Consider the following 24,529-nt stretch of genomic DNA (forward strand, 5'->3'; position numbering starts at 1 on the left):
CTATATTTACACTGCCCCCAATTTGGAGGCTTGGCAATGGGTAACACCGCACTGGAAAAAGTTCGCCAAAAGGGTGTTTTTTTTTTCGTTTGCAGGTTAACGGTTGCCGAAATTGCCGCCCGGATGGTTAGGGTTTGAGTAATTTGTCCAAAAAATGTCCGCCGCCGCCGGTGCCGCCGACGACAGCGTCCAGTTCAAGGTCGCTCAATTCCCAATCATTGGCCGCCATACCCATGTGCCGTATCAGTTCTTGGTCGCTAAACCGGAAGCCTGAGGCATTGCCTAGTTGTACATAAAGCTGGAGAAAACTGCTCAGGTCTGTCGTTTGTTTAATCTGTCCCTGTAAGCGAAAGTCGTGGGTCACTTGCCTGTTAAATTGCCGCAATGCTTCTTCTGGCGGCAAGCGTACGGTTATCGCCTCCTCTAGGCGTTGGCCGAAATTGCCATCCAGGGTATGGCCGCTATACATGCCGTTCAGGCTACCGATCCAGCCCATCACCACCGCCAGAGCGGCCTGGTGTGTCCGGCACGCCGGGCAATCGGCCAGATGCCCGGCCAATTGTTTGGCCTCGCCGTCATCTAAGTCGTGCTCGGATGCGCGGCTTATCAAGAGCCGGATGTCATCACACGTCAAAACTTGCATAACCAGATACCCCATAAACAAGTGGAAAATTGTTGGCAAATAGCTATTGTCAGTAACATTTCAATATGTCCGGTTCCCCGCTCCTCAGTTTTTAACATGATCCGCTGGCGGCTATAGTGGGCAAAACCGCATCTGAAGGTGTCAGCCCCTGTACTTGGAGATAATCGGCCAATAAGCAACGTGCCCGGTTGACCCGGCTTTTGGCCGTACCTACAGGGATACCGAGCAGATTAGCGGTGTCCTGATAAGACAGTTGTTCAAAAGACACGAAAATAAGGGCTTCGCGCAAATCGGTCGGCAACTGGGCAATGCCTTGGCGTACGGTGTCCAACACTTGGCGTTTTTCCAAATCCAGGCAAGGCATACTGTTGGGACTGGCATGGTTAAACAGGCTATCGTCAGATTCCCAATGGAAACGCCGTTCGGGTGCGCGGTTGAGATAATTTCTGGCCTTGTTGAGGGCAATGCCCAGCAGCCAAGTGGCCAAGGTGGAGTCGCCCCGAAAATTAGCCAAGTTCAAATAGGCTTCGATGAAGGTATCTTGAGCCAGGTCTTCAGCATCGGCGACGTGGTTAATGTGCTTGAGGAGGAAGCGGTAAACGCGGTTTTGGTGGCGGCGTACCAAATGCAAGAAGCTTCGGTGGTCACCGTCCAGCGCGGCATCGATAAAGTGACGTTCGGATGGCATATCGTCATCAGGAGAAGTTGCCATCGGCACGATTTTGCGCTCCAGTGGTGAAAAGTTGCATGATTATTGATTATAGTATTGTAGAATTCAATCATTATCGCCACACTGAAATAGCACGCCAATTTGTGCCGGTGGCTCTGGCCTTACCGAAAGCGGTTTTGTGGATCTGTGCCCTAAACGGACTCTATAACAACAAGAAAAGACGGGGAAACCAATCATGACCTTGCCAATTGATAGGGAAGGCATCAGGATTTTATGCCCTGATGCCACATCCCATACGTTTTGTAAGCGGCGGAGCCGCTATAAAACCCCACTGGTGTTACTGGGGCTATGGCCTTTACTGGTGGGGCAGCCCTTACAGGCGGCGCAATTTGACGGCCATTTGTTGGAAGCGGTGCGCCTTACTTTGGCGAACGCGCCTGATATCGCCCTGAGCGAGCAGCAAATCCAGGCCAGTCAAGGCCGTTTGCTGGCGGCGCAAAGCGAATTTGTCCCGGTCATTTACTCTGGGCTGGGCGGGCAGAGCATCCATACCCCGTTGCCGCAAGCGTTGCGGTCGGGCGGACAAACCGAAATCAACGGCGACCTATTCAACTACACCGTTGGCGCAAGCAAAAAGCTCTATTCCGGGGTCATCGTTAACCCTGAATTGAGTGTCATCCGCACCAGCGACAATTACGGCAACACCACTATCCCTAACAGCGGCAATCTCGCCCTCAATTTTACCGTGCCGTTACTGAAAAACAGCGGCACATTGGTCAATACCGCCAATATGACCGCCGCGCAACTGGAGTTGGATTCCGCCGCGCAGGATTACCGCTTCACCTTGTCAGCTAAAATTGCCTCCACCGTTATTGCCTATTGGGATTGCTTAGCCGCCAAAAAACTGTTGGACATCAGCGCCGCCGCCGAGAACCGGTCTAAGGAGTTCCTCGACAGTGCCCATAAACTGGCTAATGCGGATGAAATTCCGCAAGCGGAAGTGAAGCGCTACGAGACCCAGCTGGCGGGGGATACCATTAACCGTATCTCTGCGGAACAGGCCTTGGTTGTCGCGCGTGCCGGGCTGGCCTTGGCCATGCAGTTGCAAAACCAAGACCCCGCCGCCGTGGCCTTGCCTATCGACGATTTCCCCGTTGTGGAGCCTGCGGACTTGGCAAGCTTGGACAATGCCGTTTCTGTCCAGAATCTGATTGAAACGGCCGCCCAACAGCGTTTGGACGTGCAAGCCATCAGCATACGCCAACAGGCCGCCAACACGTTGTTGGCTGCCGCGCAGCAAAACAACCGTACCCAATTGGATTTGAACCTCAGCTTTGGTTATAGCGGCCTGACTGAAGGCAGTGCCGTTGCCAATACTGTCACGGCCTTGCAACCTAAGGGTAACGGCCCTAATGCCGCCGTCAGTGTCAATCTGGCGTTCCCGGTCACTGACAACGCCTACCGCAGCGCTATTGTCCAACGTGCCGCCGCCGCCGAGCAAAACAGTATCCAAACCCGTGCCTTGCAAAACGCCATCCGCAATAATATCCACGTCCACATCAATGCCTTGCGGCTGAGCGCCGCACAATGGGCAAAAGCGAAATTTCAGGCCGAAACCCAATTCCAAGTGCTGGAAAACGAAAAAAAACGCTATAAATTGGGGGTCGGGTCAGTGCTGGACATCATTTACAACAACGGGCAACTGAGTGTCAGCCAAGCCAATGCCGTTTATGCCGCCCGCGATTTTTTCCAAGCCGTCATCCGCTTTAGGTTCGAGACCGGGCAATTGCTTGAACCGTTGCATGAACAGCAAACCTTGGATATGGCAGAACTCACTACCCTTCCCGATCACTGATTTTAGGACTGATGCACCATGAATAACGGGCTGTTTCGCCAATCCGCTTTGCAGGCGCTCGCCAGACCGGAGCAACTGGACCAATTTTTGACCCTAACCCGGCCTCGGGCTTGGCTGGGGTTGGGCGCGTTGGCGATGATTCTCGCCGCCGTGCTGATTTGGGGTATTTTTGGTTCTTTGCCCACCACTGTGGTGGGTACTGGCATTTTGATCAGCCGGGGCGGGGTTTTTAATGTTGTCGCCCTAGGTAACGGGGTAGTGACGGAAATGGCTGACCTGAAGGTCGGCGATCCCGTCCGTAAGGGGCAAGTGCTGGGGCGTATCGACCAACCGGCCATGGCACAACAAATCCAAGCGGCCCAGATAGAACTGGAGCGGCTGGAAAAGGAAGAGGCCGAAGTTATTGCGATGATACATGCGCAACAGACGGCTCAAGAGCATTCTTTCATTTCCCGGAAAAATGCGCTGCAAAATATCATCCATGCCAAGGAAGAGCATTTGCGTTCGTTGAATACGGTCAAACAGTCACGGGCCGGTTTGGTCAGCGAAGGGCTGATTACCAAGCAAGGCTACGAAGAAACGCAACAACTGATTTATGCCGAAGAAAACGCCATTGATGAGGTGCAAAGCCAGTTGCAACAACTAGGGCTGGAAAAATTGGGCAATGCCGACCAGCATAGTGAACGTTTGCGCATGTTGCGTTCGCGTATCCTCCAAGGCCAAAACCAATTGCAAGACATGCAATTGCGCCAACGGCTCGCTGTGGACATTATCAGCCAGCATGACGGCAATATCATTGAAACCATGACTACCCGTGGCAGCACCATCACCACGGGCCAAGCCATTTTGAGTTTGGAAATCACGGCCAAAAACTTGGAAGCCGTCATTTACCTGCCGCCTCTGAGCAATGCCAAACGCCTGCAACCGGGTATGACCGCGCGTATTTCCCCCGTCACTTATAAAAAAGAACGCTATGGCTATCTGCTTGGCAAGGTCAAAGGCGTAGCCAAGTATCCTGCCACCGCCGCCGGCATGATGGCGATGTTCAATAATGAATCGTTGGTTGGCGCCTTGTCGCAACAAGGGCCACCGATTGCGGTGTCGGTAGATTTGCTGACCGACCCCAGCACGGCGAGCGGCTATGCTTGGTCATCGGATACGGGCGCGAAGCTGGAATTGAGCGGCGGCACGATGGCAACCGGCAATTTTATCATCGAAAGCAAACGGCCCATCAGTCTGGTGTTGCCGTGGCTGAGGGAACTCACTGGCTTGTAAACAGAAGGAACTCACATGTTAAAAGGGTTGTTGAAAAAAAGCTGGTTTGCTAACGGTAAAGCAAGTGGCGCACGGGTGCGGACACCCACCGTTTTACAAATGGAAGCGGTGGAATGCGGAGCGGCGGCTTTGGCGATTGTGCTGGGCTATTATGGCCGCTTCGTGCCGCTAGAAGAGCTGCGGGTGGCCTGCGGCGTGTCGCGTGATGGCAGCAAAGCCAGTAATGTTGTGCGGGCAGCACGCACTTATGGCTTGATCGCCAAAGGTATGCGCCTGGAGCCGGGCAGTTTGGCTGCACAGAACAGGCCGCTTATTGTGTTTTGGAATTTCAACCATTTTTTGGTGTTGGAAGGCTTTGGCAAACAGCGGGTTTATCTGAACGATCCGGCCACCGGGCCGCGCACGGTCACGGAAGAAGAGTTCAACAAGGCTTATACGGGTGTGGCACTGACGTTTGAGGCCGGACCGGAATTTCGCCCCGGCGGGCAAGCCCGCAGTTTGCTCAGATCGCTTAAGCCCCGCCTGAAGGGTACGGGGACGGGGCTGGCGTTTGTGCTGTTGGCAAGTTTGGCGTTGGTCATCCCTGGGCTGGTCATCCCCATCTTCACCCAGGTCTTTGTCGATAATATTCTCATAGACCACATGGGCAATTGGCTCAGGCCGTTGTTGGTGGGTATGGTGGCCACCGCTTTGTTGCGCGGCCTGTTCACGTTATTGCAACAAACGTATTTGTTGCGCTTAGAAATGCGCTTGGCGCTGACCTCGTCCAGCACCTTTATTTGGCATGTGTTGCGCCTGCCCGTGGAGTTTTTCAACCAACGCTATGCTGGTGACATCACGATGCGGGTTTTCTCCAATGACAGCATCGCCCAGATACTGTCCGGTGATTTGGCCACCAATGCCGCCAATATTGTGTCATTGGTGTTTTTTGCCTTGATCATGTTCCAATACGACTGGATGCTGACTTTAGTCGGCATTGCCATCACCGCGATCAATTATGCCGCCTTTAAAACCGTGGCGCGGCTACGCAAAGACAGCAACATGAAATTGTTGCAAGATCAAGGTAAGCTCAATGCCGTAACTATGGGCGGTGTCCAAGCCATAGAGACCATCAAGGCCACGGGTGCCGAGAGCGATTTTTTTTCCCGTTGGGCTGGCCACCGTGCCAAGGTCAACAACACCGAGCAGGGACTGGAATTGTACAACTGCTTGTTGGCGGCTTTGCCGACGTTGCTGTCAGGGCTGACCAGCGTGGCCATCTTGGGTTTGGGCGGGCTCAGGGTCATCAATGGTGAACTGACTGTGGGTATGTTGGTGGCATTCCAAAGCCTGATGAGCAGTTTTACCCAACCTGTCACTAATCTGATGGGGTTAGCTGGCAAGTTACAACAGGCCGAAGGCGATTTGGCACGCTTGGATGATGTCCTGCATTATAAGGCCGCAGACTGGGAAGAGTCTGCCAGTACCCTAGAAACGGAGGCAAAATTGCAGGGCGAGTTGGAATTACGCAATCTTTGTTTTGGCTACAGCCGTTTGGACCCGCCGTTAATCGACAATTTCAACCTGCACTTGCAGCCCGGCCAACGGGTCGCCCTAGTGGGGGCATCCGGCAGCGGCAAGTCCACTATCGCCAAGCTGGTCATGGGGCTTAACGCGCCCTGGTCAGGCGATATTTTGTTGGATGGCATCCCTAAGCAAGACTTGCCGCGTTTGGTCTTACATGCCTCCTTGAACGGTGTTGACCAAGATGTGTATTTGTTTGAAGGCACGGTGCGCGATAACCTGAGCTTATGGGACGACACCTTGCTTGAGGTGGACATCATCCGTGCGGCTAAAGATGCCTGCATCCATGATGCCATTATCAGTCGGGCCGGCGGTTATGGCAGCCTTGTCGAGGAAGGCGGCACCAATTATAGCGGCGGCATGGCGCAACGTCTGGAAATCGCCCGCGCTTTGGCCAGCAACCCGCGTATTTTGGTCATGGATGAGGCCACGGCGGCTCTAGACCCCAGTACGGAAAAACAAATTGATGACCATATCCGCCAGCGTGGCTGTACCTGCCTGATCGTCGCGCACCGCTTATCCACCATCCGCGATTGTGACGAAATCATCGTCATGGAGCGTGGTCGGATTATCGAACGCGGTAACCACGAGCAGTTGCTCAACCTGAAAAAAGCCTACTACCGTTTGGTTAGCGAAACATGAACATAAGCGCCTTAGAAACCCTGCCCTTAGATAGTAACCAGCCGATATTGCTGAACGGGCGCGGCGAACTGTGGAAGGTCGCACAAGGCCAAGTTGACTTGTTCGCTGTCGAAGTCAGGGACGGCAATCCCGTTGGGGTACGCGAACATATCTGCCGTTTGCAAGCGGGGCACTATTTGCTGGGCTTGGGGGAGGGTGGCGGCGCGGTCGGAATGGGTCTGTTAGCGGTGGGATTACCGGGCACCCGTCTGGCTTGTTTGGCTTCTTCCCTATCAGCGCGTGCCGAACTGGCGGCAGAATCGCCCGAAGAATGGGTAGCCGAGTTGGATGAATGGCTAATTATGCTCAATGTGGTGTTGCGCCAATCATCGGCTATGGATTCGCTGTTTGAAGAAGCCGATAAGGAAGACCACGAAGGCGTGGTTTGGCTAGTTGACCCTAGTGGTGAGGCATTGATACCGGTGCTGGTGTGGATGCCCATGCAGCAAGTGCGTTCGCGGACGGTGGTGTTGCCGTTAAATTTGCAGGCTTGGATGGAAGCCAGCGTGGACGGCGATTTGGTGTGTCAAAGCAGTGCGGTGCTGGCCAGCACCGGGCATTTGCAAACCGCCTTAGATGCCTGCCATAGCGCCTTGCTGGAAGCCATCAAAGAGCAGCGCGACCAACGCCAAAGCGCGGAAGCGCAACGCTTGGTATATAAGCAGGAACTGGAAACGCAACGGTTCGGTGATGCCTTAGCAGGGTTGACCCACATCATGGATGCCTCGTCTGAACAGTATTTGCCGTTCAGCGATTGGACAGGGCTGGCGGCTGTGGATGCCTGTTTGTTGGTGATGGAAGCCAGCGGTATCCGTTCGCCTTTGCCCAGCGGCGAGAAAATTGATCCTGCCATCCACACGGTGGAAAATTTGGCCTTACGCAGTCGGGTCGCCCTGCGCCAAGTGACGCTCACGGGTGAGCATTGGTGGCTGGAGGATGCCGGGGCGTTGCTGGCCGCCCGTAAAGACGGCAGTCCGGTGGCGTTGTTGCCGCGTGGCCGCCAAGGCTATTGGCTGGTTGACCCTACCGATAAATCGCGCGTACCTTTAACCCAGGAGAATGCCGCCGGGCTTGGCGATACCGCCGTGACGTTTTTCCGCACCTTCCCGATTGGACAGCCGATTGGGATCAAAGAGGCTTTGCGTCTGGGTAAGGTGGGGAGCGGTGGCGACTTCCGCCGTTTACTGGGGGTGGGTGTATTGGGCGGCCTATTGGGGCTGTTAGTGCCATTCGGCACCGGCTTGCTGATCGACAGCGTCATTCCCAACGCCCAACACAGCGAACTGGTGCAACTGGTGTTGCTGTTGTTCACCGCTACCCTAGGTATCAGCGCCTTTGAACTGACCCGCGCCATTGCTATGTTACGCATTATGGATGGCCGCATCGGCAATGCTGTGCAAATGGCGGTGATCCATCGCCTGTTGTATTTGCCGACGGTGTTTTTCCGCCGCTATTCGGCGGGCGATTTAGCCAACCGCGCACTGGGCATCGGCATGATCTTCCGCCAATTCAACACCACCACACAAGCGGCGGTACTCAGTTGGTTTTTCGGTTTGGCCAGTTTAATCTGTCTGTTTTTCATCAGCCAAAAGTTGGCTTGGCTGGCGGTGCTGTTGGCGGTGTTGATTATCCTGCTGTTTTCCGGCCTCAATTACTGGCGGCTTACTTTTGAGCGGCGTAAATATCGGTTGCAAGGCACGCTTGCCAGCCGGGTGTTCCAGTTGCTCAACGGCATCGGCAAACTCCACGCCAACGGTGCGGAAAAACGCGCCTTTGCGTTGTGGGCGACCGATTTTGCCAAACAAAAAGCCTTGGATTATCAGGCTCGCCGTATCAGCAATATTATCATCGTTATTGAGTCAAGCTACCCGGTTTTGGCATCGGCGCTGTTATTTGGCATCACCGCTTTTGCCCTGCCTAACCTCAGCACCGGCGATTTTGTTTTTTTCAACACCGCTTTCACGCAGTTTTTGGCTTCCACTTTGGCGATGTTCAACGCCCTGACGATGCTAATCCCCGTTATTCCGCTATACGAACGCGCCCAACCCATTTTAGAGACTTTGCCGGAAATGAGCGCCGCCCACAAGTCCCCCGGCCTATTGACCGGGGCGATTGATCTTAATTTGGTTACATTCCGTTATGTTCCTGATGGGCCGACCATACTCCACAATTTGTCAATCAACATAAAATCTGGCGAATTCATTGCCTTTGTCGGCCCGTCAGGTTCGGGTAAATCCACTATATATCGGCTGTTACTGGGGTTTGATAACCCTGAATCGGGTGCGATTTATTATGACGGCCAAGACCTGTCCGGTCTGGATATTGGCGCAGTCAGGAAACAACTGGGCGTGGTGTTGCAAAACGGCAAGCTGATGTCAGGCGATGTCTTCAGCAATATTGTCGGTTCCGCACCGCTGACCTTGGATGATGCTTGGGAAGCCGCCCGTATCGCGGGTTTGGAAGCCGACATCAAAGCCATGCCGATGGGTATGCACACCGTTATCGCCGAAGGTGCGGGGACGCTCTCCGGGGGGCAAAGACAACGGCTGATGATTGCCCGCGCCGTGGTCAACAAGCCCCGCATCTTGCTGTTTGACGAGGCCACCAGCGCCCTTGACAACCATACCCAATCCATTGTTTCACAAAGCATTGAACACCTTAACGCCACCCGCATCGTCATTGCCCACCGCCTATCCACTATCCAAAAAGCCGACCGCATTTTCGTCATCGAGGCCGGACAGGTCAGCGAATGCGGGACTTATGACGAACTGATGGCAAAGGGCGGCGCGTTTGCGTTGTTGGCCAAGCGGCAATTGTTGTAACAGCGCGTTAAGCTATGACGTTATTTTATGCATATTGCATAGCGGATGATATGTCCGGTATTACCATCATTAAATTATTTCACACGATGTTGGAGTAGGTTACATCCAATGACAAGGCTTTTGTGTTCTTCTGCACTGCCGCCTATCCGTCCCTAGCCCATATACTCTATAATGGTAGCCATTTTTCCACCCATTCCACTTACTCCACATCTAAAGGAATTGTTACATGGCTCACCCTGACGAACCTACTTCTAACACCCGCACCTTTTCATCACAAGTTGTCGATGGCATGGAGCGCGCACCTAGCCGCGCCATGTTACATGCGGTCGGCTTTAGCAATGAAGATTTTAAAAAGCCGCAAATCGGCATCGCTTCAACATGGAGCATGGTCACGCCTTGCAATATGCACATCAACAAACTGGCGGACGATGCGGCGGCAGGGGTTAATAACGCCAACGGTAAAGCCGTGGTGTTCAACACCATCACCATTTCTGACGGTATCTCTATGGGTACTGAGGGCATGAAATACTCGTTGGTGTCGCGTGAAGTGATCGCCGACTCGATAGAAACCGTGGTCGGTTGCCAAGGCTTCGACGGCGTGGTCGCTATCGGCGGCTGTGACAAAAACATGCCCGGCTGTATGATCGCCATTTCCCGCCTCAACCGTCCGGCGATTTTCGTCTACGGCGGCACGATTATGCCCGGTTGCCATAAAGATAAAAAACTCGATGTCGTGTCGGTGTTTGAAGCGGTCGGCGCACGCGCCAATAATAAAATCGACGATGAAGAGCTGGCGCAAATTGAAGCTAAAGCCATTCCTGGCGCGGGTTCTTGCGGCGGCATGTATACCGCTAATACCATGGCCTCGGCGATTGAAGCCTTGGGCATGAGTTTACCGAACAGCTCCGCGCAAGCCGCCATTTCCAACGACAAGCGTTTGGACTGCGAACGTGCAGGCGCGGCGGTGTTGGATTTGCTGAAAAAAGGCATCAAGCCCAGCGACATCATGACCAAAGAAGCCTTTGAAAATGCCATCACCGTGGTCATCGCCCTGGGCGGTTCCACTAACGCAGTGCTGCATATTTTAGCAATGGCGAATGCGGCGAAAGTGGACATTACCTTAGATGATTTTACCCGTATCGGTAAGCGTGTGCCGATGTTGGCGGATTTGAAACCCAGTGGCCGCTACCAAATGGCGGAATTGATCGAAATCGGCGGTATCCAACCGTTAATGAAAGTCCTGTTAGCCGCAGGTTTGCTGCACGGCGATTGTTTGACCGTGACCGGTAAAACCTTGGCGGAAAATCTGGCTGAGGTTGCGCCTTACCCGGACGGTCAGGACATGATCCGCGCCTTAAGCGACCCGATCAAAAAAGACAGCCACTTGGTCGTATTATACGGCAACCTTGCCCCCGAAGGCGCGGTGGCAAAAATTACGGGTAAGGAAGGTTTGTGCTTTACGGGTACGGCGAAGGTGTTCGATGCCGAAGAGCAAGCCCTGCAAAGTATCTTGAACGGTGATATTGTTAAAGGCGATGTGATTGTTATCCGCTACGAAGGCCCTAAAGGCGGCCCCGGAATGCGTGAAATGCTCTCACCCACCTCGGCGATTATGGGCAAAGGTTTGGGCAAAGAAGTCGCGCTGATTACCGATGGGCGGTTTTCCGGCGGTACGCATGGCTTCGTGGTCGGCCACATCACCCCAGAAGCTTACGTCGGCGGGCCTTTAGCGATTATCGAAAACGGCGACACCATTACTATTGATGCGGAAAACAACGCTTTGACCCTGCATGTTAATGAGCATGAAATGGCGCGGCGCATGGACAAATGGCAACAACCTGCACCCCGTTATACGCGTGGGGTGTTGGCTAAGTATGCTAAGTTGGTTAACTCGGCTTCTTTGGGGGCGGTTACGGATAATTAGGATAGGGTAGGGCTAAGCCTGTTTGTTAAGGTTTGGAGAAAGGGCCGCTTCTGTTCCGGTATGTTCTGGAACAGAAGCTTTATCATAAAGATCTATCGAGTAATTGCCATGTCTAGTTTCTATAAATTCATTGATAATAATCTTGATGTTATTCATAGCTTAATTGGTGGCAGTATCAAATTCACGCCAATACCGGAACTGAACGATCCATCCGAGCTTGTGCCGAATCTCGATATTGACGAGATAAAAGCTTCACTTCAGTACCTACGTCAGCATGGTTATAGCGAACAAGATATGATTTATCTCAGGCAACAGGGCAACCTTTTGCAGCGTCTAGCACCAGAAGTTATGGTTATTGGAATACCTGCGACACAAGAACAGGCAAGCCAAGTTATCCGCTTACCATTTTTTAATGATATACAAAATTTAGAACCGCAGCTTTACAGAACTGCCACAGCAATTTCCTCCAATGTCGGCATATTCTGTCTTTCGCAACGATATGACTCACTTCCTATGTGGGCGCATTATGCGGCTAATGCCAAAGGATTTGTGGTTGAGTTTCTAGAGTCCGAATTAAAAAATGAATTTTTGGGTGACAATACTGGTGTGTTGAACCAGCTTATTCCAGTACGCTATGGACAAGAAATATCAGGTGTAACTTTTGACCCAAAGTCCCACGAATCACTTTTTTTCGATAAATTCCAAGATTGGCAGTACGAACAAGAAGTGCGCATTATAAAGCCGCTCAAAGAATGTAACAAAGTAGAATATAAAAAAACAGAATGCCAAGAAACTGGCATCATATACTTACATCAGCTTCCTTTCACTTGCATAGGGCGTGTGATATTGGGCTGGAACATTTCTCCAGAGCATCGGAATGCTGTAGTTGACTATGTTCATAGCCTTGATTCGCCAGTAGAAGTTGTGCAAGCAAGATTTTCAATCAGAACAGGGGTAGAATTGATGAGCCTAAATGATTAATGCCATTAAACGCCTTGACGAAGAGCGGTTAACAGACTGTCTGGAAGATTACGCGCTGGGTGAGTATGGCAGCAAAACATTATTGGTGGGCGGCATTCACGATGATACGCTGCTTTGTTATTTGCGAAGGGCAAGCCGAAGAAATCTATTTGACCGAATTGTATGCCTGTTAGCCGGACAATCACAACTATAGGGGCGGCCAAGCCGCCCCTATGGCTAAAAAAACCGCTTATTTGCTGCTGGCTTTAATGTGTTCCACTGCCTCTTCCGCCGATTTGGTGGCGGGGGCGGTTTGGTCTAGGCCGCCTTGGTCAATCGCGTCTTGCAAGGATTGGGCGGCTGCGTCCAGATGGTTTTTGGCTTTGCCGTGGGCGACTAAAGAACCTGCTAAGGTATGTTCTAAAGCCAATTTGGCGTGTTCTACCAAGACGGGCGGGTGGCCGGCTTTGCCGTGTTCTACGGCGGCTTTAGCGTGGCTTAACGCTTCGGCGGCGTGGTCTTCGGCGGCGAAAGCGGCAGTGCTCAAAATCAAGAATAAGCCTGCACAAATAGATGCTAATTTTTTCATTATTCTTTCCTCATGCTAGTTAAGTCGATATATTTATTATAGTTGCCGGGATTGCCTGTAGCGATCCGACACTACTATTCTAAATAGCTGGAGGATTATTTTCAATAGCGTAATACAAGTATGCCGCTCTTTTTAATTGCTAGGCTTGGCAATAACAGCCCGCACTTGGGGTTGCCGTCCGCGCCACCAAAACACCAGCCGAAAGCCCAGCAATACCGCCAAAATGGCCGCAAATGTTATGGGGTTGGTCAGGTCTTTTTTTACCAGCCACCAGTAATGCACCACGCCGCCGACCCCGATCACATAAATCAGGCGGTGCAGCGCCTTCCAACGTTTGCCGCCGAGCTTTTTGATTAAGGCGTTGTTGGACGTGACCGCCAGCGGGATCAGGAGCAGGAAGGTGGGGAAACCGACAGTGATATAAGGGCGTTTGATGATGTCCTTAAGGATGCTGTCCCAGTCAAAAAATTGGTCTAAGACCAAATAGGTCAAAAAGTGCAGGCAGGCGTAGAAAAACGCGAACAGCCCCAGCATCCGGCGGGTACGGGTCAGCCAGTGCCAGCCTGTCAGTTTGCGCAATGGGGTGACGGCCAGCGTCACCATAATCAGCACCAATGTCCAATAGCCCGTGGAGCGGGTGATTTTTTCGATAGGGTTAGCCCCTAAGGCATCGGTCAGGCCGCCGATTATCAGCCGGGCTAAGGGGATTAAGGCGACTAAGAACAAGGCCACTTTAACCCAGGTCAGGGTTTTGTCGGTTAATTGTTTCATGGTCATGGCACTTAAAAATAGGTTTTTAAATCCATGCCGGTATACAAACCCGCCACTTCGTCGGCATAGCCGTTAAAGGGCAGGGTAGGGCGCTTGAGAAAGTCACCGATACGGCGTTCTTTCGCTTGTGTCCAGCGCGGATGGTCAACTTCGGGGTTTACGTTTGAGTAAAAACCGTATTCGCTAGGCCCGGCCTTCATCCATGAGGTGATCGGTTGCTGTTCGGTAAAGCGGATTTTAACGATGGACTTGGCGCTTTTAAAGCCGTATTTCCACGGCACGACCACGCGGATCGGCGCACCGTTTTGGTTGGGCAGCATTTCCCCGTACAAGCCGAAGGTCAGCAAGGTTAAGGGGTGCATGGCTTCGTCCATGCGTAAGCCTTCGTTATACGGCCATTCCAGCACGGCGGAGCGTTGTCCGGGCATTTGCATCGGGTCATGCAGGGAGATAAATTCGACAAACTTGGCGTTGCCTGTCGGTTCGGCTTGTTTAATCAACTCCGCGAGCGGATAACCTATCCACGGCACGACCATAGACCACGCTTCAACACAGCGCAGGCGGTACACCCGCTCTTCCATCGCCGCCAATTTCAGCAATTCGTCTATATCCCAGGTTTTGGGCTTATGCACTTCGCCTTCGATGGTCACTGTCCACGGGCGGGTTTTTAAGCTGTGGGCATTTTGCGCCGGGTCGTCCTTGCCAGTGCCGAACTCATAAAAATTATTGTAGCCCGCCACATCTTTATAAGGGGTCTGCTCTTCGCTTAAGGTATAAGCTTGGGATTTACCTGCCGCCAGCTTATCGCCCGCCCACAGCGGCGCAGGCAACAGGCTGGCCGCTGTCGCCCCCGCCGCCATTTGCATAAAACGCCGACGATCATAATAATATTCGCGGGGGGTGATGTCTGAAGGCAACAGGTGGGGGTCGGGTCGGTAACTCATAACGGCGTTCCTTTTTTATGATAAGTGGATGGCTTTTATAAGTAGTCGTAAGCAAAACGTTTTGCTTACCGTTTTTTTTTCGGCGGTTCGGTTGGCGATAGCGTCGGATGCTGCTATCGCCGTTATGTCTTGGAGGGCAAACCCGACTCACCGGCAGTTTTTTACGGCCATCTAAATTTATTTACCCGATAATCGCCAGAAGGCAAGCGGCTTATACCTTGAGCCAGCGCCACCAGAACCAAGTGCGCACATGCAAATAGTCCCGAATCGGGGTTTTGAGCAGCAACAGCAACAGGCCGATAGAATATAAACACCACACAGCCGCCCATTCGTTGGGGTTGTTGGTGCTTAAATAGGCCAAAAACGGCCCGGTCACGATGTGGTAGATTGTTATTTTCCAAGACCCGTACAGCACCGGCATAATAAACGCGGCGATGACGTACATATTAAACAGCACCAAGTTGGCGATGGCCGGAATTTCCCAGGCAATATGCCACTGCCCCGACACCGAGCAAATATGCTTGCCGCAAAAAGGCACGTTAAACGATTCGAAATAATCGCTGAACAGCACTACTTTGGTCTTTACTTCATAGCACATCGGTGCCCAATCAAACGGATATAAGCGGATCAACAGGCAAACCGTGGCGACAAAGCAAATAAAATACACCGTCGGCGAAATTTTCTGCCGGATAATGTCAGGGATGAAATACATGGACACTGCGTTGACAAAGAACGGTTGGAAGGCGATGTGGATATAACCCAGTAAGGTGGCGATCTGGTTGCCCGGATTGGCGCAATCGTCGATCACCGTATAGGTATAAGCCTGCAAGGCTTCCATCAACGAAAAAAATCCCAACGCCGCACATAACGCCAGCGGTTCTTTTTTATAATAAAAATACACGGTACTGCCTAAGCCCACCGCCGCTAAAACGGTGGACGCTTCGCCACTCCAACACATTGCCTTGCCCCTTGTTATTGTTATTATTTATCCTTTTTAGGGGATGGTGTGATGCCAGTAGCGGAGCTGTTTCCGATAAGACCTGTGGTCTGAACGAAATGGTTTTTGCATCTGCACCCTGCTTGGTATATGGCTATTGTGGCCGTATATGCGGGTAGGATGCCCGCGCTCCCTGGCGTGTGCCGCCGCTGCTATTTTATGCCCATTCCCTCTTTTACACTAGGGTTCGCAATAGCCGATGGGCTTAGATAATAGTTTTATCGCTGGTCTGTCATTTCCATTTTACGCCACGCGCAAATGAGGTTTTCGCCATTAGATAAACTATATCAATATAGCGGGTGGTCGGGTTATGTTGGCAGGTTTGGTAGGCCAGCGATAGGGCGTAATCGGTACTTTTAAACGGCCAGACTTTATCGCCATGCTCCATCATAAAACTGGCAAAAAAACCGCTTAATGTACCGCTAAAGTTGCCATAATCCTCATAGGTTTTCTGTAGCGTAGCGGAGTCTTGCACTTCGTGGCGGTTAATTTTTGCCATTGTTTCGTAAGTGCTGACAAATGCCGAGCAAGGGGCGTTACCGATGCCGACCATGGTCGCGGGCGGGCGGAAAAAGCTGGCGGCAGAGGCGGCGCAGGGTAGGGCTAGCAGTAACAGTATGGGAAGTTTGTGCATGGTTTAATCAGGTTGTGGGGGAGGGGGCATTTTATCCGCCGCCAGCCGCTTAAAGAATTCGCTTTCGGCGACAATATCCAAGCTGCTTTCCACCCTATCCAAATAGACTTTACCTTCCAGGTGGTCATATTCATGCTGGAAAACCCGCGCGACAAAACCGTCCAGCGCTAGGGACACGGCTTCGCCTGCCGTGTCGGTATAGTGTACGCTGATGTGTTGGTAGCGAGGTACTAGGGCGCGTATCGACGGTATGCTCAAACAGCCTTCCCAGTCTTTTTCCTGTTGGGCTGAGGTAATGTCATAACGGGGGTTAACCATCACTGTCGGGGCCATCAGCGGCGCGTAAGGATAGCGCGTGGTGGGGCGCGAGGCGACAATGATAATGCGTTGGCTGATGCCGATTTGCGGCGCGGCCAGACCGACACCCTGGCTGTTGGCGAGGGTGTCTTGCAGGGCGGCAATGGTCGCTAAAGTGTCAGCGGCGTGGATGTCGGCGACCGGGGCGGCGATTTGCCGCAGTACGGGCGCACCCAATTGGGCGATGGCATAAACGGGCTCTGGGGTCATGCTTGTAACTCATTTAGGAGTAAGGCTTGCGCCTGCACGGAGGTTTCGTTGTCATGCAACTGGTGTTGCCGATAAGTGCCGTCGGGCTGTAAGAACCAGACTTGCGAGTTGTCTTGCAAGTAGAGGTTCAGGTCGTGCAGAATCCGCGCCGCGAGTTTTTTGCTTTCAATCGGGAAACAGACCTCGACGCGCTTGAACATGTTCCGGCTCATTAAATCGGCGCTGGAGGCATACACTTCTTGATGGCCATCATTGGCAAACACATAAAGCCGCGCATGTTCCAAAAAGCGGCCAATGACGGCACGCACTTCGATATTGTCCGATACGCCGGGGATGCCGGGGCGTAGGCAGCAAATACCGCGCACAATCAGTTTAATTTCCACCCCCGCTTGCGAGGCCCGGTACAGGGCCTTAATCAGTTGTTCTTCAACAACGGCATTGACTTGGATGATGATTTTCGCGGGCTTGCCGTTTTTGGCATGTTGGCTTTCACGGTCGATTTTTTCCACTAAGCCCTTATGTAAGGTAAACGGCGATTGCAGCAATTTGTTCAGCTTGGTCACTTTACCCAAGCTGGTCAACTGGGCAAACACCCGCCGCACGTCTTCGCCCAGTTCCTTATCGCAGGAGAACAGGCCGTAATCGGTGTAAATTTGCGCGGTGCGCGGATGGTAGTTACCTGTGCCCAGATGCACATAGTTACGCAATTGCTTATCTTCGCGGCGTAACACCAAACACATTTTCGCATGGGTCTTATAACCGACCACACCATACACCACATGCACCGCCGCTTCCTGCAATTTGGCGGCGAGGTCGATATTGGCCTTTTCATCAAACCGGGCGCGTAGCTCAATCACGACGGTGACGACCTTGCCTGCCCGCGCGGCTTTAATCAGAGCGGCGACGATAGGCGAATCGGCTCCAGTGCGGTACAAGGTCTGCTTAATCACCAACACATCAGGGTCGGCGGAAGCTTGCCGCAAAAATTCCACTACGGGTGCAAATGACTCGAAGGGATGGTGCAATAGCACATCGTTTTTTCTGATGGCGGCAAACATATCCTTGTCTTTACCAAAACAGCTCGGAATGCTGGGCTTAAACGGCGGAAATTTTAGGTCGGGGCGGTCGAGACAGTCGTTGACTTCTTGGATACGGTTGAGGTTGACCGGACCATTGACCAAAAACAGGCGGTCACGGGTCAGATGGAAACGCTCCAGCAAAAAATTGACGGTATCATCGGGGCAGTTGGCATCAATCTCCAAACGCACTTCATCGCCATAATTGCGCATCGCCAATTCGCCCTGTACCGCCAGTAACAGGTCGTCAATGGCATCGTCATCGACAAAAAAATCACTGTTGCGGGTGACGCGGAATTGGTAGCAGCCTGTAACATTCATGCCGCTGAATAAATCGTTAATAAATTCGTGGATAATCGACGACAAAAACACGAAATCATGCGGGCCGCTGCTAGTCGCTTCGGCGGGTAACTGTACAACTCTGGGCAGGCCGCGCGGCGCTTGCAATATCGCCCGGCCACTGTTACGGCCAAACGCGTCTTTACCGGTTAAGGAGATAATGAAGTTAAGGCTTTTGTTGAGGATGCGCGGGAAGGGGTGTGCCGAATCTAAGCCTACCGGGGTCAAAATCGGCAGCAGCTCTTCGTTAAAATAAGTGGTCAGCCATTGGTGTTGGGCTTTTGTCCAATCTTTACGGCGGATGAAGCGGATATTGTGTTCGGCCAGCGTCGGGATGAGGATGTCATTAAGGACTTGATATTGCTTATCGACCAACTCGTGTGCATAGATGGCGATTTTTGCCAATTGTTCGCTGGGGGTAGTGCCGTCAGCGCTGATGGTGTTGGGGTCGATGCTTGCCATTTCGATGATACTGGCGACCCGCACTTCGAAGAACTCATCTAAATTGGAGCAGGAAATGCACAGATAATTGAGCCGTTCCAGTAACGGCACGGCCTCGTTTCTGGCTTGCGCCAACACCCGCTTGTTAAAGGCCAACAAGCTCAGGTCGCGGTTAATATATAACTCAGGGGCATTCAGTGGGAGGCTGGTTTCGGTTGGCTTGCTATCCATAGGGGTTCCGTCAATGAAATGTTCAGGGTAGAGAAATTAGGCTAGTGGGTTAGGGGTGGAAAATTTGGGGTTGCGGGTATTGGCGGCAGTGGATTGGTACAGCCCCTTCAAGCCATCACCCCGGCAATAAACACATGACGGTCGCTGGTTTGGCTAACGCTTAGCGGTAACTGCGCCGCCGTCAATTGGGCGGTGATTTCCTCAAGGCTAAACGCCGCCAATAGGGAATGGTAAAAATCCCGCCGCAAGATGTCCGGCTCATTGCCCGCATAGCTATCCACCAGCCGTTGGGCGGTGGCGGGGCTATCAGGGCGTAACAAATCCATGACGATAACCCTTGTGCCGCGCCGCGCATACTGCCGTACCGTCTGCCAAAGTATTTGCGGGTCTGGCAGATGGTGCAACAGGCTATTGCTAAAGATAATGCCATAATCAGATTGTGGCAAGATGACAACAGGCAAACGACCGAAAATATAACGGATAGTTTCCGGTTGCGGACACAACAGCGGATTTTGCGCATACGCGAGCATGGCGGCGGAACCGTCGACGGCATGGACTTGGCTGTTGGGGTAGGCATTGGCAAAGCGGCGGCTAATGTCGCCCGCGCCGCAGCCCAAATCTAAGGCGACACCTTGATAAACGTCACTGACCACGGATTGCAAGCGGCGGATAAAATCACTATGGGCTTGGCTAAAGTCGGCCTGGGCGTAGGCTTCTACTTGCTCAGGGTCTTCCATCAGTTCGGGTTCTAATTGTCGGTGCATGGCGGGAAGCCTCGATTGCCTTGTAGGCCGCCGGTATGGACGGCAATGATGGTGGTACCGGGCGCAAATACGCCGTTGTTAATCAGCTCATACAGCCCTAACAGCATCTTGCCCGTATAGACAGGCTCTAAAGCAATACCATGGGTGGCCTGAAAATCGCGGATAAACGCCAGCAGTGCCGGGGTCGTTTGGGCAAAGCCGCCGCAATGGTAATCTAAATTGATGTGCCAATTTTGTTGGGGCTGCGGCAATAACTGCGCGATATCGGCACGCAAAAATCCGGCGTTTTTTAAGGCCGCAAAACCCAGCACTCGGCTAGGTGGCGCGACGGCTGCCGCCAACCCCGCTAAGGTCGCGCCAGTGCCGCACGGCACACAAAGCCACTGGTAGGGGATAGCCAATTCCGCCACCAATTCGCCGACCCCTTGCAAGGCCAAGGGCTGGGCGCCGCCTTCGGGCAGCCAATAGTCGCCTACTTGCCAGCCGGGCAAGCTGTCCCACGCTTTATAAGGCCTGAGTATACGGTAATCACCGCGCGAGATAAACTTTAGCTGCATACCCCAGTCTTGGGCATCTTGCAAGGTCGGGGTTAACGGGGTGGGCGGCTCACCACGGATATAGGCGGTAGTCGGCAAGCCCAGTGCCTTACCCGCATAGGCTAAGGCGTGGAGATGGTTGGAATAAGCCCCGCCCATACTGATGAGGCGGCGGCAACCCAGCTCTAAGGCATGGTTGAGGCTATATTTTAGCTTGCGCCATTTATTGCCGGAGAGGATGGGGTGCAACTGGTCGTCGCGCTTGAGCCATAGCGTCACTTGCTTTTGTTCAAGGAGCGGATCGGTGATACGGCTGAGGCCGGAAGGCTGGAATTGGGTTTCCAGGCGCTTAAGTGCAGGGTGCATGGGAGAATAAAGGGAGGGGTAGGGTATAAAGCCGCCCAATCCGGGCGGCTTTATACCAGTTACAGCTTACTTATCGAGCTTTAAGGCAATATAAGACGTACCGCCACGGCGTTGCACCAGTACCGCTACCGATTTGCCCACAGGCAGGTTTTTCAGTGCCTGCTCAAAGTCGGCAAGACTAGAGATAACTGTGTTTTGGATGCGTAAGATCACGTCGCCGCGTTGGAGGCCTGCGTCTTTTGCCGCGCCTTTGCCGACCTCGTCAACAATGACCCCACCCTTAGGCAATTCTAAGACGGCTTTTTGTTCATCGTTTAAGGCACTGACCGCAATGCCGATTTTATTCATCGGTTTGGCTTCGGGTTTGCTGGCTTCAGTTTTTTGTTCAGGCTGGTCAGGCAATAATCCGACTTTAAACGTCACCGTTTTGGCGGCACCTTGGCGGATGATTTTTAAGGTCGCGGGGCTGTCGATGGCGGTGATGCCGACTAAAGGCGGCAAATCGCCAGAATTTTCAATGGTTTGGCCGTTGAACTCGACAATCACGTCGCCCAGTTGCAGATCGGCCTTAGAGGCGGGGCTACCAGGAATAATCTTGGCGACTAACGCGCCTTGCGGACGCTTCATGCCGAACGACTCGGCCAATTCGCGGGTGACATCTTGGATTTGTACGCCTAACCAGCCGTGGGCGACTTTGCCCTTGGTTTTGATTTGGTCGGCGACATTCATTACCACATCAATCGGAATGGCGAAGGACAGGCCCATAAAGCCGCCGGTGCGGCTGTAAATTTGCGAATTGATGCCGATGACTTTGCCGTCCATATTAAACAGCGGGCCACCGGAGTTGCCGGGGTTGATCGCCACGTCAGTTTGGATAAACGGCACATAGTTGCCGCCGGGCAGGCTGCGGCCTTTGGCGCTGACGATACCCGCCGTTACCGATTGTTCAAAACCGAACGGCGAGCCGATCGCCAATACCCATTCGCCGACTTGTAATTTATCCGGTGCACCGATGGTGACAGTCGGCAAATCACTGGCGGTGACTTTTAACAAGGCGACATCGGTACGCGCGTCGGAGCCGACCAGTTTGGCGACCAGTTCGCGGTGGTCGGAGAATTTGACGATAATCTCATCGGCATCTTTCACGACATGTTGGTTGGTCAGTACATAGCCGTCAGGGGAAATGATAAAACCGGAGCCTAAGGATTGGGTTTCGCCCGCGCCGTAACCGTCGCCGTTTTCGTCGGGGTTATTGTAAAAGCGTTTGAACAGCTCTTCCATTTCCGGCGGCATACCTTCGGGCATTTGTGGCTTGGCGGTTGCTTCGGGACTGGGTTTGGGTTTCTGGCTAGTGCTGATATTGACCACGGCGACGCCGTTGGTTTTGACCATTTCGGTAAAGTCCGGCAGTTGAGCCAAGACGTTTTGGCTTGCCAAGACCGCCAAAAACACACATAAACTCATAATTCTGAGCATATTATCTCCATTTTGGGCAATTAAAATTAGTGGTAGGTCGCTTGATAGCCATTTTTTAGATTTGATGGGCAATTGGAGCGTAAAGGCTTGTTGCCTTTGCTGAGAGCTTTAAGGGGGGCTAAACTATAAGACATTACACGCGGCCCGTTCAGGCAAGCCATTAAGTCGGTATCTGTAAGGCCTATAGCCCATGCGCTTCTGGCGTTAGAGGCTGCCATACCCCGTTTACCGCAACCGGACATTATCGGCAATTAGGCGGATGGTTTCGGGCGGCACTTCCCCCATCACCGTGATCTGGTAATTGCCTTGGGCATGGCTGAAAAAGTTGATGGCATCAATCGTTTGTACCCCTTCGGTACTGTTATTGACAGGTGGAGGGGTATTATTCCTGGGTTCCATATAAATGGATACCGAGGCTAGACCATCGCTCAGCAAAACATGGTCGACCGGCTGCTCGGCGACATGGATGGGCTGGCGGGAAAAAAACACTTCCGTGAAGCCCTTAGGCAGGCTGCTGAACGTAAAGGCCGCCTGTTGCGGGGCGGTGGCGTTGGTTGCGGCTGGCGGGGTGTTGGTGGCTGGCGGCATGGCAATAAAAGGCAAATTGTCTTTGACTTGCAACTCGGTGAACAGCCGCTCTTCGACGATTTCGCCGCTCAGACCATATACCTCCACCTTAAGCGGTAAGGCCCATTGCTGGCTTAACCAGATTTTCCGGCCATATCTAAGGCCGTCTTTAGGCTTGATGGCGACCACATTAGCGGGCAATAAAGCGACGCTTTCTTCGCCCTGCATTTCAATGTCGTAGGCGGCGTCCAGTTGCGCCAAGTCGGTGGGCATGTTAACTAAGAACGAGCGCTCAAAGGGGCGTTGATCAACGACAAGCTGGTGAGTCGCCTTATAGAGGCAACTCACCTTGCCGGTTTCGCGTACCACTTCGCGTAACGGCGAATTAAGCGACAGTAGATGTTCTTGCTCTTGGCCGTTGTTGACGGCATGGGAATAACGCATCGGTTCGAGCTTACCGTCCCGCAGAAACGCTACTGTCCCTTGATAATTAAGGGTCTGCATGGCGGTCACCATATTTTTTAACGCCTGTTTACCATTTTGCAATTGTCCGGCGGAGTGGCTCCCGGAAATAAGGGAGGGTAGGTTTTCTGCCCATGCCGTGACAGTGGACAAAACGGAGAGGATAAGAAAAAACCACTTTACCACAATCATTTTTGATTATATGCCGTAAGACGCGCCATAGATTGTAACTGTTGGTTATCCGCATAAGCGCTACCATTGTGGGCTTGCAGATAATCGTTGATGCGGGCATTTAACGGTTGCTCGGTATTGCTGCGGGCAACGGTAGTGACGGGCGAGTGGGGCAAGGTGGGCACAGCGGCATGTTGGGCAATTTGTAGGGTGGCCGGATTGGCGTTGGGGCTATGCTGCCCTAACAACGGCAAGGAGCGGACTGCCACTACAGATAGCACCGCCACCGAGGCCGCCAAAGCCAGCCATTGGTAGCTGCGCTTGGCGGCAGGCTTAGGGCGCGGCAATAGGTAGGCCGGTTCCGCCTCCAGCCGTGCGGAAATTTGCGCCGAAAAATCTGGCCGTAAGGCGATAAACTGCTCGGTTTTTAACGCATGGCTGATGGCGGCATAGCGCTGCAATTTCTCCGCCAACGCCGCATTGGTACGCATTTTCTGCAATAAGGCCAAGGCTTGGTCATGGGGTAGTTCATCGTCAAGAAATTGGGAAGTTTTCTGATTTAGCTCGTCGTTCATCAAAAGTCACCGTGTGTGAGCAAAGGGTTTAATTTACTATCTATGGCCTCCCGCGCCCTAAAGATGCGCGAGCGGACCGTTCCGACCGGACATTCCATGGCCTCGGCAATTTCTTCATAACTCATCCCTTCAAATTCGCGCAGCATAATTGCGGTGCGCATTTCTTCGGGCAAATGGTCAATTGCCGCCCTGATGGTCTTGATGATTTCTTCATTCAACAACAATCTCTCAGGGGTGTCGATACCTTGCAATTGCGGGGCGTTTTCTATCGCCTCCGCATCTTGGATATCGACTTCATATTGGGAGCTACGCCGTGAGCGCGACACCAGATAATTTTTGGCGGTGTTGATGGCGATGCGGTACAGCCAAGTGTAAAACGTCGATTCGCCGCGAAAACTGCCAATGGCGCGATAGGCTTTAATGAACGCTTCTTGGGCGACATCCTGCGCTTCGCTGGGATCTTTCAGGTAGCGGTTAACCAACTGGACGATTTTGTGCTGGTATTTAATGACCAACAAATCGTAGGCTTTTTTATCGCCTTGCTGTACACGCGCCACCAACTCTTCGTCGAGATGTTCGCTAGTCCTATTTTGACTGTTCACTACTGCTCTTATATGTTGGGTAGACAGG

General features: G+C 52.7%; 21 protein-coding genes. 6 read left to right on the forward strand and 15 right to left on the reverse strand.

Translation table 11 applies throughout. The features are described from left to right. Positions 1-127: 127 nt before the first annotated feature. Together CEK71_RS11640 and CEK71_RS11645 are read right to left on the reverse strand one after the other, a co-directional pair. The gene (locus CEK71_RS11640) at positions 128-643 is read right to left on the reverse strand and encodes a zf-HC2 domain-containing protein (RefSeq protein WP_088619544.1); all 516 of its coding nucleotides are present in this window, start codon (positions 641-643) and stop codon (positions 128-130) included. Between the two features lie 91 nt (positions 644-734). Beyond that, a complete protein-coding gene (locus CEK71_RS11645; protein ID WP_088619545.1) occupies positions 735-1,355 on the reverse strand; it encodes an RNA polymerase sigma factor in 621 nt (206 codons plus the stop codon). 193 nt (positions 1,356-1,548) lie between these two features. On the opposite strand from CEK71_RS11645, the gene CEK71_RS11650 reads away from it, so the two are divergent. The 6 genes from CEK71_RS11650 to CEK71_RS11675 all read left to right on the forward strand — a co-directional run bounded on the left by CEK71_RS11650 (position 1,549) and on the right by CEK71_RS11675 (position 12,414). Next, complete coding sequence (locus CEK71_RS11650; protein ID WP_088619546.1) at positions 1,549-3,168, forward strand: TolC family protein; 1,620 nt, start codon at positions 1,549-1,551, stop codon at positions 3,166-3,168. Positions 3,169-3,186: 18 nt separating this feature from the next. Beyond that, complete coding sequence (locus tag CEK71_RS11655; RefSeq protein ID WP_088619547.1) at positions 3,187-4,443, forward strand: NHLP bacteriocin system secretion protein; 1,257 nt, start codon at positions 3,187-3,189, stop codon at positions 4,441-4,443. 15 nt (positions 4,444-4,458) lie between these two features. Then, positions 4,459-6,648 carry an NHLP family bacteriocin export ABC transporter peptidase/permease/ATPase subunit gene (locus CEK71_RS11660; RefSeq protein WP_088619548.1) on the forward strand — a complete coding sequence of 730 codons (2,190 nt, stop codon included), beginning with the start codon at positions 4,459-4,461 and terminating at the stop codon, positions 6,646-6,648. Next, a complete protein-coding gene (locus CEK71_RS11665; protein ID WP_088619549.1) occupies positions 6,645-9,509 on the forward strand; it encodes an NHLP bacteriocin export ABC transporter permease/ATPase subunit in 2,865 nt (954 codons plus the stop codon). The genes CEK71_RS11660 and CEK71_RS11665 overlap by 4 nt, the downstream gene beginning before the upstream one ends. Before the next feature lie 226 nt (positions 9,510-9,735). Continuing rightward, positions 9,736-11,433, forward strand: a complete 1,698-nt coding sequence (ilvD, locus tag CEK71_RS11670; RefSeq protein WP_088619550.1) for a dihydroxy-acid dehydratase — start codon at positions 9,736-9,738, stop codon at positions 11,431-11,433. Positions 11,434-11,541: 108 nt separating this feature from the next. Next, entirely contained in the window at positions 11,542-12,414 is an 873-nt protein-coding gene (locus CEK71_RS11675; protein WP_157679161.1) for a DUF2971 domain-containing protein, read from the forward strand. A 229-nt stretch (positions 12,415-12,643) separates the two neighbouring features. Here the strand turns inward: CEK71_RS11675 and smbP are convergent, their stop codons facing one another. From smbP to rpoE, 13 genes are all read right to left on the reverse strand, one after another. Beyond that, positions 12,644-12,982 carry a small metal-binding protein SmbP gene (gene smbP / locus CEK71_RS11680; protein ID WP_088619552.1) on the reverse strand — a complete coding sequence of 113 codons (339 nt, stop codon included), beginning with the start codon at positions 12,980-12,982 and terminating at the stop codon, positions 12,644-12,646. 132 nt (positions 12,983-13,114) lie between these two features. After that, positions 13,115-13,753: a protein-methionine-sulfoxide reductase heme-binding subunit MsrQ gene (locus CEK71_RS11685; protein WP_232463626.1), complete on the reverse strand. Its 639-nt coding sequence runs from the start codon at positions 13,751-13,753 to the stop codon at positions 13,115-13,117. Between the two features lie 11 nt (positions 13,754-13,764). Continuing rightward, positions 13,765-14,697: a protein-methionine-sulfoxide reductase catalytic subunit MsrP gene (gene msrP / locus CEK71_RS11690; protein ID WP_088619554.1), complete on the reverse strand. Its 933-nt coding sequence runs from the start codon at positions 14,695-14,697 to the stop codon at positions 13,765-13,767. A gap of 211 nt (positions 14,698-14,908) precedes the next feature. Next, positions 14,909-15,655 (reverse strand): DUF5765 domain-containing protein, encoded by a 747-nt coding sequence (locus CEK71_RS11695; RefSeq protein ID WP_088619555.1) that lies wholly within the window; start codon positions 15,653-15,655, stop codon positions 14,909-14,911. A gap of 271 nt (positions 15,656-15,926) precedes the next feature. Further along, positions 15,927-16,328 carry a hypothetical protein gene (locus CEK71_RS11700; protein ID WP_088619556.1) on the reverse strand — a complete coding sequence of 134 codons (402 nt, stop codon included), beginning with the start codon at positions 16,326-16,328 and terminating at the stop codon, positions 15,927-15,929. Positions 16,329-16,331: 3 nt separating this feature from the next. Further along, positions 16,332-16,895: a peptide deformylase gene (def, locus tag CEK71_RS11705; protein ID WP_088619557.1), complete on the reverse strand. Its 564-nt coding sequence runs from the start codon at positions 16,893-16,895 to the stop codon at positions 16,332-16,334. Beyond that, entirely contained in the window at positions 16,892-18,982 is a 2,091-nt protein-coding gene (gene ppk1 / locus CEK71_RS11710) for a polyphosphate kinase 1 (RefSeq protein WP_088619558.1), read from the reverse strand. The genes def and ppk1 overlap by 4 nt, the downstream gene beginning before the upstream one ends. 107 nt (positions 18,983-19,089) lie before the next feature. Further along, positions 19,090-19,746, reverse strand: coding sequence for a class I SAM-dependent methyltransferase (locus CEK71_RS11715; RefSeq protein WP_088619559.1), 657 nt, complete (start codon positions 19,744-19,746; stop codon positions 19,090-19,092). After that, positions 19,731-20,648 (reverse strand): 1-aminocyclopropane-1-carboxylate deaminase/D-cysteine desulfhydrase, encoded by a 918-nt coding sequence (locus CEK71_RS11720; RefSeq protein ID WP_088619560.1) that lies wholly within the window; start codon positions 20,646-20,648, stop codon positions 19,731-19,733. The genes CEK71_RS11715 and CEK71_RS11720 overlap by 16 nt, the downstream gene beginning before the upstream one ends. A gap of 66 nt (positions 20,649-20,714) precedes the next feature. Next, a complete protein-coding gene (locus CEK71_RS11725; RefSeq protein WP_088619561.1) occupies positions 20,715-22,124 on the reverse strand; it encodes a DegQ family serine endoprotease in 1,410 nt (469 codons plus the stop codon). A 225-nt stretch (positions 22,125-22,349) separates the two neighbouring features. Then, positions 22,350-23,345: a MucB/RseB C-terminal domain-containing protein gene (locus CEK71_RS11730; protein WP_088619562.1), complete on the reverse strand. Its 996-nt coding sequence runs from the start codon at positions 23,343-23,345 to the stop codon at positions 22,350-22,352. Then, on the reverse strand, positions 23,342-23,899 hold the full coding sequence (locus CEK71_RS11735; protein WP_088619563.1) for a sigma-E factor negative regulatory protein: 558 nt from the start codon (positions 23,897-23,899) through the stop codon (positions 23,342-23,344). Before CEK71_RS11735 ends, CEK71_RS11730 begins: the two co-directional genes overlap by 4 nt. Further along, the gene (rpoE, locus tag CEK71_RS11740; RefSeq protein ID WP_088619564.1) at positions 23,899-24,501 is read right to left on the reverse strand and encodes an RNA polymerase sigma factor RpoE; all 603 of its coding nucleotides are present in this window, start codon (positions 24,499-24,501) and stop codon (positions 23,899-23,901) included. Before rpoE ends, CEK71_RS11735 begins: the two co-directional genes overlap by 1 nt. Between the last annotated feature and the right edge of the window lie 28 nt (positions 24,502-24,529).

The sequence above is a fragment of the Methylovulum psychrotolerans genome (assembly GCF_002209385.1).
GTDB classification, from domain to species: domain Bacteria; phylum Pseudomonadota; class Gammaproteobacteria; order Methylococcales; family Methylomonadaceae; genus Methylovulum; species Methylovulum psychrotolerans.